A 12379-nucleotide genomic window follows, 5' to 3' on the forward strand; every position below is an offset into this window, starting at 1 on the left:
TTCCCAAGCAATCTACATTAAAGAGCGCGTCCATCAAAGATATGGGCAAGGCGAAAAAAGTCTTCTCCTTGGACCGACAGGTTTTTATGGATGAGATGAAGACCTTCGGCACTTCAAAAAGCGCAAACAAGGTTGTCTATCTGCCGGATGGCGAAGGAAACATCATCCCGTTTACCTTAAAGGAAACACCGGTCATGCACCCTGATCTGGCCAAGAAGTATCCCAACATTAAATCATATTCCGGTACTAGTTCCGACGGAAAGTACAAGGTGAAATTGAGCAGCTCCCAAAAGGGATTGGAGAGTATGATCATCAATCTAAAAAACCATGAACAAACGTTTATGGAACCCATTTCCAACAAAACGGATGCCTATGTTTTGTATGCGAAAGGAGCAGGTCTCACTTCCAAAGATGATTTTATTTGTGAAACGGTTGAAACGCTTTTGACCACCTCCAAAACCATTACGCCTTTGGTGGATGACCAGGTGTTGCGCAAATATAGGATTGCCGTTTCCGCTACGGGAGAATATACCCAGGGCAAAGGAGGCACGGTTGAAGACGCCCTCGCAGGGATCAATGCTACGATTACCCGCATCAATGAGGTTTTTGAGACCGATTTGGCCGTTACCCTGGAACTCATTGCCAACAATGACCTGTTAATTTTTACAAATCCTAATACAGATCCCTACGGAAGCAGCTTGAATTCTGAAGTGCAAGCGACCATAACCTCCATTATTGGGGAGGCCAACTATGATGTAGGTCATTTGTTCCACAAGGTGAACGATCCCGAATTGAACAACGGTAATGCCGGTTTCATCGGGGCTGTTTGTGTGGATAATAGGAAAGGAAGTGGGTTCTCCGCTTCTTCCACTCCCGAGGGGGATGTGTTCGATTTGGATTATGTGGCCCATGAACTAGGCCATCAATTTGGTGCCAACCACACGTGGTCGTTTGAATCGGAAGGTACCGGGGTACAGGCAGAACCTGGGAGCGGAACCACCATTATGGGTTATGCCGGTATCACACAAGCCAATGATGTGGCTCCAAATGGGGACGATTATTATCATTATTACAGTATACAACAAATATCAGATTATTTACAGACCACCTCTTGTGCCCAGGTAACCCCGTTGACCAATTCGCCGCCCGTTCTCTCACCAGTAGGGGATTATACCATTCCCAAGGGAACCGCCTTTGTTTTGGAAGGCATTGCAACCGACCCCGATGTGGGCGATGTGCTGTCCTATACTTGGGAACAGATAGATGATGGAGTGGTAACCAACACCACTTTCGGGCCAACGAATCCTAGTGGTGCCAACTTCAGGTCGTTACCTCCAAGTGCGGATCCCATTCGCTATTTTCCAAAACTATCGGAAGTTACCCAAGGCAACTTGACCCAAGTAAACCCAACCGAAAACGAAGCTTGGGAAACGGTATCCGAAATTGAACGCACCTTGAATTTTGCTTTTACCGTCAGGGACAATGCCTTAGGTGGAGGTCAGGTGGTTTCGGATGTGCTGGCCGTAAACGTGTTAAAGGCGGCGGGCCCATTTGTGGTCACCTCCCAAAGTACCAATGAAGTTTACACGGCTGGATCCATTCAAGAAATTACTTGGGATGTGGCCAATACCAATATTCTGCCCATCAACGCACAGTTGGTGGATATTTTTCTTTCTCTTGATGGAGGGCAAACTTTCCCCATTATTTTAGCAGAGGATGAACTCAATGATGGGTCGGCCAATATTTTATTGCCAGGGGATGCCACGACCGGTGCACGCATCATGGTGAAGGCCAGTGACAATATTTTCTTTGCAATCAATGCATCCAATTTTACCATTGAACAATCGCAAGTGGTATTGCATTTTGACCAATTGGAATTTGAGGTGTGCCAACCGGACGACCTTGTGATTCCTTTTGTATATGAAACGTATGCTGGTTTTAACGAAACATCAACCTTTACAGCTGATGTGCCAGCTGGACTTACAGCCGTTTTTGCTCCTACCAATGCCACGACAAACGATACTGCCGTCAGTTTGACCTTATCCAATACCGGTGGTGTAGCTGCAGGACTTTATGATATTACGGTGACCTCCACTTCAGCTTCAGTGACCAAAAGTGTAGTGCTTTCCGTTGCTATTGAGGATACCACTTTCTCGGATGTGGTGTTGCTTTCGCCAACAAATGGGCAAGGTGGGGTCTCCTTGGATGCCCAATTGTCTTGGGAAGAAAATCCATTGTTCACCCAATATGATGTAGAAGTTTCAACCGATGCCGGTTTTGTCAATGTAATCGAATCGGCCACTGTTCCTTTCAATTTTTATAAGACGACCAGTTTGCAACAGGAGACTGAATATTTTTGGCGGGTAAGACCTAGTAATGGCTGCGGTACAGGAACATTTGGTACAGCCTTTAGTTTCATCACTTCCCAGGTGGATTGCAAGAATATGGAATCCAGTGATTTGCCGATAACCATTTCTTCCACCGGAACCCCCACTATTACCACATCAGTGTTTTTCTGGGAAGATCTTCCCATTTCCGATGTCAATGTAAACCTGGAACTGGACCATAGCTATTTGGAGGATCTGGTAATTACGCTAATTTCTCCTGAAGGTACCCGTGTAGCCTTGCTTTCCAATACGTGTGGGGATCTAAACAATATCAATGCAGTGTTCGATGATGAAGGAGACCCCATAACCTGTAATGGTAATCCTGCAGTTTCCGGAACCGTGAGTCCTCTTGGTTCCTTGGCCTCCCTAAAGGGAGAATCCATTTTGGGAGAGTGGATTTTGGAAATCAAGGATACGGCCGCAAGTGATGGAGGTACCCTGATCGGTTTTTCCTTGGATGTTTGCGTGGAAGGCAGTTACCGACCCGATGCTGACGAGGATGGTGTTTTTGATGATGGCGATGACCTATGCCTGGGAACCCCAAAGGGTGTCGCGGTCAATACCAACGGATGCGCTGTATACCGATTTGATGCCGACAATTTTGAAGTAGAGATTCAAAGTGAAACCTGTAGAAGCAGCAACAATGGTTCGGTGACCATTACTCCTGTGGATACGTCTATAACCTATACTGTTGTTTTTGATGGCGGTGGCACTCCTACCACTGTGGATTTTTCCAATTCCCAAACGTTTGGAAACTTGGCCGCTGGGGAATATTCTTTCTGCATAACGGGAACCAATGGGATGATTACCTATGAAGAGGTATGCTTCAGTGTGGTGATCACCGAACCGGATATTTTGGATGTGGACGCCTTGATCGATGCCGGAATTTTAAGTCTTGACCTTAGCGGCGCCGACTTTTACAATGTGGAATTGAACGGATTGGTAACACAGACCCAAGCTTCCAAGATACAATTACCCATGAAGGAAGGAGTGAATACTTTACGCGTGTATTCCGATCTTCCATGCCAGGGCGTTGTTGAAAAGACTTTCTTTTATTCTACCAAACCCATATTATCACCAAACCCAGTGGATTCTGTTACGGAAGTCTATTTGGGAGGTTATGAAGGGAAGGTGGATATCCAAATTTATTCCGGCAACGGACGATTGGTGATGTCCATGCAAAAAACGGTCAATGGGGAAAACCTTGAAATGGATTTGTCCGTACTGCCAAGGGGAATCTATTACTTGGGTTTGACCAAGGATGGGGCACAGGAAATGTTTAAATTTATTAAGAGATGATGATGCGGAAACTGCTCTATATATCCATCTTGGGGTTTTTGGTTGCTTGTAGCAAGGATAATACGCCACCTGCACCTCAAGGCGCCCTTTTGGTCTTTCCGGAAGAGAACTCCGAATGTACCACTGGAACTAGCGTGAATGAGACCTTGAGCCAGGTCACGTTTCGTTGGAATACCAGTAAAAATACCGATAGCTACACGTTGAGCGTGATTAACTTGAATACCAATGTACCCCAGAATATTTCCACAGCCGCTACATCCGCTAGCTTGTCCATAGCCAAAGGAACCCCTTTTGCTTGGTCGGTAACTTCCCGAAATTCAAAATCGGACCAAGTGGCAACAAGTGAGACCTGGTTGTTCTATAATGCAGGTTCGCAGACCACTTATGCCCCGTTTCCGGCGCAATTGGTGAGTCCTGCTTCCGGTACTACAGTACAAAAAGATATTGCCAATGAGGTTGAACTGGAATGGTCAGGGGCCGATGTGGACAATGATATAGACACCTTTGAAGTCTATTTTTCCGATGTAAATCCACCTACAACTTTATTGGGAACGACTAACGCTTCTACCATGAAATTGGCGGCAAGTGTTGAGTCTGCTACGGTGTACTATTGGAAAGTGATCACCACAGATTTGGAAGGCAATACTTCGGACTCCGGGGTGTTCGAGTTTAAGGTATTCTAGGTTATTTGCCGTTGAACTCGTTCATGGTATTTTTTACCCCGGCGAATACGAAAGAACGTACTAGATCCGCGGCAATCATTAATCGATCAGGCATAGCCTTGACTTCTTCAGTATTCCATTTCCCCAAAACGTAATCAACTTGGCGGCCTTTGCCAAAATCGGAACCCACACCAAATCTAAAACGATTATAGGTAACGGTTTGAAGTACATTTTGAACATCTTTCAGGCCATTGTGGCCTCCATCGCTGCCCTTGGTTTTCAGTCGGATGGTACCAAAAGGCAGGTTGATGTCGTCCGTAATGATAAGAAGGTTGTCCAATGGGATGTTTTCCTGTTCCATCCAATACTTTACAGCCTTTCCACTGAGGTTCATATAGGTGGATGGTTTCAGGCAAATGATGCTTTTGCCCTTGTGCTTGAAGGAGCCAACAGAGCCTAGTTTGGCACTTTCAAAAGTAAAAGCCTCCTGTTCGGCCAAAAAATCTAGGACTTTGAATCCGATGTTATGACGGGTTTCATCATAGTCGGACCCAATATTGCCAAGCCCAACAATCAAGAATTTTTTCATGGGATCTGTTTCTTCCAAAAGTGATGGTCTGCCAAATAATCTTTGAATGAACTGGAACATCAACAGGGTTGTAAAAGTCTAAAAATACAAAAGCATCCCCAATTGTTCATAAGAGCCAATGCAGGGATGCTTAAAATGTTGTGGTTTGGACTATTCCGTAGCCTCGGCAGCTTCAGTAGCTTCAGCGGCTGGAGCCTCAGCACCTTCCTCTTCTTCATCTTCCGAATCATCGGCAACAGAAGTTCTGGAAGCTTTCACCTGTACAACAGATGTGTTGTCTGGGTGCAAAATGGAATAATCTTCGCTAAGCAGGGATTCCACTGAAATGGTACCACCAATCCTAAGTTTGGAGATGTTCACAGTGATGGAATCCGGTAGCAAATCTGGCAACGCCTTAATGGTAAGCTTTCTCTTTCTGAAAAGCAATCTACCACCGTTACGTACCCCTGGGGAATTTCCTTCCAAAATAACAGGAATGTCCATAGTAACTGGCTTGTCCTTGAACAACTGGTAGAAATCCACGTGGTAAATACTGTCGGTTACAGGATGGAATTGGATATCCTGCAATACGGCTTCAAAAGTTTGGCCGTTTTCCAACTCAATCACAGCAGTGTGAGCGTTTGGGGTGTAGACCAAATCTCTGAATGAAAATTCTTCAACTGAAAAGTGAATTGGTTTATCCCCTCCGTACAGCACGCAAGGGACCTTTCCAGCATTACGTAGGGCCTTGGTAGCAACCTTGCCCACGCTTTCTCTTTGGGATCCTTTGATTGTAATTGACTTCATAATTTCTATTAACTAATTAAATTAAATTCTAAACTTTTATTTCGAAGGCTACATCAAAAACTTCGAGGATATTGAGGTGTTGTGGTGGACCCGGTGCATTACATCTGCAAAAAGGTCGGCACAAGACAATACCCTAATTTTTTTCTGGTTATGATCGATCGGAATGGAATCGGTTATGATCAATTCCGTCAACATCGATTTTTCAATTCTTTCATAGGCATTGCCAGAAAGCAACCCGTGTGTTGTTACGGCACGTACGCTAATGGCTCCGCGTTCCATCATCAGGTCGGCAGCCTTGGTCAAGGTTCCGGCGGTATCCACCATATCATCTACCAAGACCACATTTTTTCCTGCAACGTCACCGATGAGTTCCATGTGCGAAATCTCATTGGCCTTGGCCCTTTGTTTGTAACAGATCACTACATCACACTCCAACGCCTTGGAATAGGCATAGGCTCTTTTGGAACCTCCCATGTCCGGTGAAGCAATGCAGAGATTGTCCAAGTTCAAACTTTTCAGGTAGGGTAGGAACAAGGTAGAGGCGAACAGATGATCCACGGGTTTTTCAAAAAAACCTTGGATTTGATCAGCGTGTAGGTCCATGGTGATGATTCTCGTGGCACCTGCCGTTTCCAACATCTTGGCCACCAATTTGGCCGCGATCGGAACACGGGGTTTATCTTTTCTATCCTGTCTGGCCCAACCAAAATAAGGCATAACCGCAGTGATGTGTCTGGCAGAAGCGCGCTTGGCGGCATCTATCATCAACAACATTTCCATTAAGTTTTCAGGTCCGGGATGGGTAGAGCCGATCAGAAAAATCCTGGCTCCACGAATGGATTCTTCAAACGAAGGTTGAAACTCCCCATCACTGTACCGTGAAAAAAGAACGTTCCCTAGTTCGGCCCCATAAGAAGCAGCAATTTTCTCGCCAAGCACCGTACTTTGGCTACACGCAAAAATTTTAGGTTCGGGAACTTGATAGGCCATTGCAAACTCTTGTTATCTAGCTTTTTAAAGGGCTATTTTCTAAAGAGGTGCAAATTTAAAAATTAATTCGGGTTGCTAAAGGATAAATCAAACTATTTTTTGGTTGGAAATTAAAATATTTTGTTAGCTTTGCAGTCGCATTTTGAAAATGCCATGATGCCTTGGTGGCGGAATTGGTAGACGCGCTGGATTCAAAATCCAGTGTCTTCGGACGTGTGGGTTCGATTCCCACCCAAGGTACAGGTAAAAGCCGAGATTTTCTCGGCTTTTTTTATGCTCTTTCCTAAGATATTGGAACAATTGTGATGACATTTTTCTTTTTACCCGATATCAAGAAAAAGCATAATCATCATGAAAACCATTCAAACTTTAATTGCCACTTTTATTTTTCTTTTTTGCCTTAGCTGTAGTTCGGATTCCGATGATGGACGCATCAATGCAGAACCTCAGGGTCTTTGTGCCAATGTAACCGGTATCACTGGTATTTATTGGGAATTTGCCCATTCCATTCCAGCTCCTTTGGCGCAGGTCCCGGTCATTAAAAACCCAGGCGGACAGTTTATCCACAGCTTGCAACCACTGATCGGGTTCACGTACCCAACAGGTTTTTCCGCCTTTGAGGTAACGGATGCCCAGACGGCTACGCTAGGGGTCAATTTGGTACGGAATGACAATGCAGTGGTTTTCCGCTGGATTCCGAATACCCAAGCTGCCGGTCAGGTATCTGCAACGAGCATCATTAGCAATGAGATCAATGGGGTTTTTGCCCACTACGGATTTTCTGGTACTCCAGAAGTGCTTTGCACCACCACGGCCAACAATACTTTTGAAGGTATTTCGTCCCAGTTCACTGCCCGTTTGCTCCGTTTTGATGGCATTACGGCTCAAATATGGGTGCGTTCCACCTATGCGGCAGGCGGTACTTTTTCGGCCATTTCAGTGACCACAGCACCGACCGGCGAATATGAAACCCAGGTTATGGACACCTTTTTCCCCATTAACTTTCAGCTATTTGTGGGAAGGGACGGCACTTTTGTGGATAATGACAACGACGGTGTTCCCGCCAATGAGGATCCCGACGATAACGATCCCAATATTCCGAACAATACCGGAGGATAGGATTTCTCTTTAAGTTAGTTAGTTGTTTGAGTTTGCCCCCGTTTTTGCGGGGGTTTTCTTTTTACGGAAAATCAGGGCAAGGATTAAAAGCGACATCAAAATAATGGCCCAAACCATCCAGTGTGTAGATTGGTGAAGTTCGATTGGAGCGGCATCTCCCATCAACACTAGGCCCGCCCAATATTGTGGGTGCAGGGTGCGCCCTTCGGATTGTTTTAAATAATCCAACTTTGCCAAACGTATGGCCTCGTCCTTGCGTTTTCCTTTGGAAAGATAGTGGTAGAAAGAAGCCAGGATTTCCGCGCTGGATTTTTCATCGATTTGCCACAAACTGGTCAAAATGCTTTCACTACCGGCATAGTTGAAGGCGTGGGCCAAGGAAATCATTCCTTCCCCAGGTTGATAGGTAGGTTTGCCAGTCTCGCAGGCGGTTAAAATGGCCAGATTGGAACTCAAATTTTCATTATAAATTTCGTAGGTGTAGAGATAATTGTCGTTGATGTCGACCATGTCCGTAGTGTTTTTGGCAAAGACCAATCGAGAGAGTTCTGGGGTCAAGTTATTGGATTCGGCATGGGTAGCAATATGGATGATCTTGTGTTCCTTCGCCATTTTCGAAAACACTTGTTTGGATGCCTTTTCATTCAAAAACGTATCGCCATGAAACACTTTTCCGAATTTTTTGGCCAGGTTGTAGCTGAAAGGTTGGGGCAACAAGGTGAGATAGGTTTTGTCCAGATAAAGGGAATCCATGATGGCCATTTCATAATCACTCTTCATTTGTGTGCCAAACTCGGGTACAAAAGCGATGAAATTCTTTTCAAATTCCAGAACCTTTTGTTGTTGATCCAACATGAACAGGCTATAGTTGTACGAAATATTGTATTTGGTCAAAAGACTATTGGTGGCCAATTGTTTCAGGGAATTGATTTTTTTGGGCGTGAGCAGTTCAAAACTCAAATTAAAAAGTTCCCCGTCCGGAAAAATGATGACATTTTCTGTCTTTACCTGTTCTTCAAAAGGTTTCCAAAGCTTTGCATACAATTGGTGCAGACAGTCGAACAGTTCATCTTCGGGAATACTGTAATCCGAAATCGAGGAAATACATAGGGTTTTAAGGTTTCCCAAGGGAGTCAATCTTGCCTCACCATCATGGTACACATAAGCATAGGCATCATCCCCATCCGAAAAATAACGAACCAAAGTGGTGGTTGAGGGAACTTGTTTTTCCAGATTATTAAGAGGCTCCAAAATGGAGGCGTACCTCATTTTATAGTATTCCGGATATTCTTGTTGAAGGAATGTCAAATGATTTTGCCAAGCGATGGAAAGGGAATCCCACTTTGCGGCATTGAACAAGGTTTGGTCTTCTTCTACATCGAAAAATGCATCGATCTGTTCCCGTAGCTGGTTTTCTTGCTCGCGGATTGCAGTGGGGGAAAGTGTATTGTTGACAAGGTTAAGCCTGGCCCTGATCCGATTGTAAATGGAGGATTCGTTCAGGGTCATGACCTTTTCCAGATACTTGTCCTCATGAGACTGTTGGTACAATTCCAGATATACCTTTTTGGCGAAATTGAAGATTTCTCTATTGTTTTCGATAAGATTGGCCACACCTTCTTGGGAAGAAACCAAAGATTTACGTTTCTCTACAAAAGCTGTTGCTTGATCAACCGTTTTTGCCAAATCCTGAAGATTTTTTAAGGAATGGGGCACTAATTGAAATTTGGATTTTGCCAAATACAGTAAAATCTCGGGTCGATCGCCCCATTGGTAAAGCCTGTCCTGACTTTCCGCTTCGTTTTGTTGGGTGGGCAATAATTGTTCACACAGCTGAACGGTTTTTTCAAAATCTCCTTTTAAGTAAGAAATCCGGATTTTGGTGAGTAGTGCCGTTTTGGCCAGAAAACTTTCTGGGCCATAGGTTTTTGCCGTTTCGGAATAGGTTTCTTCAATCAGGTTTTCGGCCTTGTTGAACTGATGGTCATCGGCATAGGACTGGGCGAGGTTGAATTGCGCATAGACCACATTTTGACTGAACTCATCGGGACTACTATTTTTATAGGCCTCCAACGTTTTTTGATAATTGGTAATGGCCACTGAAATACTCCCATCCCTTTTTTCGAGGTCGCCCAAAACGGAATACAGGTTTGCCGCGTACAACCAGTTGTCTCCAGGAATGGTCTTTAAGGAAGTTTTTGCCTCTTCCAGATAAATTCTCGCCTTTTCTGGATTGCCGCCATAAAGGTAAGCCTCTCCCATCATCACCAAAGCACTGAAATATTGAACGGTATTGGGAAGAAGGTATTTTTTGGCATGATGGTATCCCAAAGTGGCCACTTGAATGGCCTTTTCCTTATCTCCCAAATCGTTGTAAAGACTGCCCAGGTTTCGGTAGGCAATGGAAAGATTGCCATGGACTTTTTCAGTAAGGGGATGATTATGGGTGTTTTGCAGGAAGGCATTGTAGCTTGAAATGCATTTTAATGTGTACTCCATTGCCGCATCATAATCTCCAGCCGTTTGCTTGGCCAAGGTCCAGTTGCCATAGATCACACTCGGAAGGTAATATCGGTACTCGGGGTCTTTGTCGTTGGCGTCAATACTTTTGATGGCTTTTTCAAAATAGAAGTTGACACTATCGGGCTTACCCATAAAATGCATGAGGGAAGCCTTGTAGTTCAGCACTCGTGGTGCCAATCGGAATTTGGATCTTGGATGGTTGTTCATCACACGAAGCGCCTTTTCGGTTTGGTCCATTAATTGGTCAAAATCCCCCAACTTTAAACCAATCTCTCCTAAATAATATTCCGATGTAAGTATGCTTTGTGGATCTTGCATCGCTTTGGCAATGGTGTTGGCCCGAAGAACCGTTTCATTGGCCTGGATGACATCTCCTTGGTCTATTTGGGCAAGACCCATACCCATGAGGGCCTCAAAACGAACGGAATCTGGTTGATGGCTGCTCTCCAGATTTTTCAAAAGTTGTTGGGCCTTTTTAAAGCTGGTTTGGTGGTCTTGCAGAAATTCAATTTTGGCGAGGGGGTACACCAATTTGCCCAAATTCAATTGGGCATTTTTTTGACCCTTCGCAACTTCTTTGCCAATAATATTTTGTGCTTCCTGAAAAGCATCAGCGGATATGAGGCTGTCCAGTTTTTTTAGGGTGGGATGTTGTTGTGAAAATATAGACGTCTGCAACAAAAGCGCAAACATCAAGAGAAAAGATGATAGGCCCTTGTACATAACCGATCAGTCCTTAAGTTTTTTTATCAATTCCCGACTTTTTTCATCTTTGGCTTTTTCAAGACTTTTTAGGGCTGCATGGGTGTCGCCATTTTTGAGATGGGCAAGTCCTTGGTAAAAGGCAGCTTCGTTTTTAAATGAAGCGTTATCGTCTTCTACCACCAGATCAAAAAAGGAAATGGCCTTGGTTGCCTCACCGTCTGCCAAATACGCGGAACCCAAAAAGTAATTGAGGGTATCGTTGTCCTTTTTCTGTGCCCATAACTGTTCCCATTTGGTGATGGCGGTTTTGTAATGGCCCTGTTTATAATCCACCATGGCTTCATAAAAGTTGTAATTGCTGCTATTTCCCATAACGGTAGGAAGCCCTGGGTCTGCAGTAAAATATTCTTGGTAGAGTTTTTCATTAGGATTTTTTTGGTAGAGGAGCCATAGGCCCATGGCAACCAAAACTGTAATGACCGCGGCAATTTTATAGATGGGGAAGGTGCGGCCTTTTATTGTTTTTTTGGATGGCGATTCCAATCCGGTATGAAAGGATTCCATCTGTTCACGAAGCGAAGCTTCCTCAACACTATGGAACAAGGCCTTGAATTCTTTGAATTCCTGCATCAATTGGGCGTCTTGCTCCAAATTTTCCAAAAATTGGGAACGTTCCCGATGGTCCATTTGGGCCATCAGATACCTTTCAAAGGTTTCTTGGCGTTCTTGTGATATGTAGGAGCTATCGTTCATTGTTCTTGATTTGAAGGCTTAGGCTTCTCAGCTTTTCCATGCAACGGTATTTTTGGTTGCGCGCTGAATGGGGAGCCATTCCCATCTCTTTTGAAATTTCTTCCATGGACCTCCTTTCAAAATAAAACAACTGAAGGAGGGACCTGCAATTTTCACCCAATTGATCAAAAGCAGTCTGCATGGCACTTCTGTTCTGTTCTTCCTCAAGAATGTCATCCTTGGGCATGGGGTCATCCTGCACCACCTTTAAAAAGGATTGTGAATCCGTGTTGATGGTTTTTTTATACTTCGATGATCGTAAAAAATCGGTCCATTTGTTCTTGGCTATGGTAAAAAGATATCCGGAAACATTTCCTTCCAAAAACCTTTCTTCCTTGATGTTCCTCCAACAGGCCACAAATGCCTCCTGGAAAGTATCCTTGGCCTGATCTTCATTACCATTGTTCTTTAAGATATGGGCACGCACTTTTGGATACACTTCTTGGTAGATTGTCTGCATGGTTTCCGAATCGTTTTTTCTGAAACCACTGACTGCTTTGTCTACCTTTTGGTGTGTATTCCCCATA

9 protein-coding genes and 1 tRNA gene are annotated in these 12379 nt (G+C 44.4%); 4 read left to right on the forward strand and 6 right to left on the reverse strand.

Annotated elements, in window-relative coordinates; all coding sequences use genetic code 11:
* Positions 1-41 precede the first annotated feature (41 nt).
* Both LKX84_RS15445 and LKX84_RS15450 read left to right on the forward strand, forming a co-directional pair.
* Positions 42-3686 carry a reprolysin-like metallopeptidase gene (locus LKX84_RS15445; protein ID WP_228238164.1) on the forward strand — a complete coding sequence of 1215 codons (3645 nt, stop codon included), beginning with the start codon at positions 42-44 and terminating at the stop codon, positions 3684-3686.
* Positions 3683-4369 carry a hypothetical protein gene (locus LKX84_RS15450; protein ID WP_228238165.1) on the forward strand — a complete coding sequence of 229 codons (687 nt, stop codon included), beginning with the start codon at positions 3683-3685 and terminating at the stop codon, positions 4367-4369. The genes LKX84_RS15445 and LKX84_RS15450 overlap by 4 nt, the downstream gene beginning before the upstream one ends.
* Position 4370: 1 nt before the next feature.
* On the opposite strand, the gene pth is transcribed toward LKX84_RS15450, so the two are convergent.
* The 3 genes from pth to LKX84_RS15465 form a co-directional block, all read right to left on the reverse strand.
* On the reverse strand, positions 4371-4997 hold the full coding sequence (gene pth, locus LKX84_RS15455; RefSeq protein WP_228238167.1) for an aminoacyl-tRNA hydrolase: 627 nt from the start codon (positions 4995-4997) through the stop codon (positions 4371-4373).
* A 90-nt stretch (positions 4998-5087) separates the two neighbouring features.
* Positions 5088-5723 carry a 50S ribosomal protein L25/general stress protein Ctc gene (locus tag LKX84_RS15460; RefSeq protein WP_228238168.1) on the reverse strand — a complete coding sequence of 212 codons (636 nt, stop codon included), beginning with the start codon at positions 5721-5723 and terminating at the stop codon, positions 5088-5090.
* 48 nt (positions 5724-5771) lie between these two features.
* Positions 5772-6713: a ribose-phosphate pyrophosphokinase gene (locus tag LKX84_RS15465; RefSeq protein WP_228238169.1), complete on the reverse strand. Its 942-nt coding sequence runs from the start codon at positions 6711-6713 to the stop codon at positions 5772-5774.
* 158 nt (positions 6714-6871) lie between these two features.
* On the opposite strand from LKX84_RS15465, the gene LKX84_RS15470 reads away from it, so the two are divergent.
* Positions 6872-6953, forward strand: a tRNA-Leu gene (locus LKX84_RS15470).
* A 111-nt stretch (positions 6954-7064) separates the two neighbouring features.
* Positions 7065-7832 carry a hypothetical protein gene (locus LKX84_RS15475; protein ID WP_228238172.1) on the forward strand — a complete coding sequence of 256 codons (768 nt, stop codon included), beginning with the start codon at positions 7065-7067 and terminating at the stop codon, positions 7830-7832.
* A gap of 18 nt (positions 7833-7850) precedes the next feature.
* On the opposite strand, the gene LKX84_RS15480 is transcribed toward LKX84_RS15475, so the two are convergent.
* The 3 genes from LKX84_RS15480 to LKX84_RS15490 are packed head-to-tail and all read right to left on the reverse strand — an operon-like array spanning position 7851 to position 12378.
* The gene (locus LKX84_RS15480) at positions 7851-11048 is read right to left on the reverse strand and encodes a CHAT domain-containing protein (protein WP_228238173.1); all 3198 of its coding nucleotides are present in this window, start codon (positions 11046-11048) and stop codon (positions 7851-7853) included.
* A 36-nt stretch (positions 11049-11084) separates the two neighbouring features.
* Positions 11085-11813, reverse strand: a complete 729-nt coding sequence (locus tag LKX84_RS15485) for a tetratricopeptide repeat protein (protein ID WP_228238174.1) — start codon at positions 11811-11813, stop codon at positions 11085-11087.
* Entirely contained in the window at positions 11803-12378 is a 576-nt protein-coding gene (locus LKX84_RS15490; RefSeq protein ID WP_228238175.1) for an RNA polymerase sigma factor, read from the reverse strand. The genes LKX84_RS15485 and LKX84_RS15490 overlap by 11 nt, the downstream gene beginning before the upstream one ends.
* Between the last annotated feature and the right edge of the window lies 1 nt (position 12379).

The organism is Allomuricauda sp. M10, from assembly GCF_020782875.1.
Taxonomy (GTDB): domain Bacteria; phylum Bacteroidota; class Bacteroidia; order Flavobacteriales; family Flavobacteriaceae; genus Flagellimonas.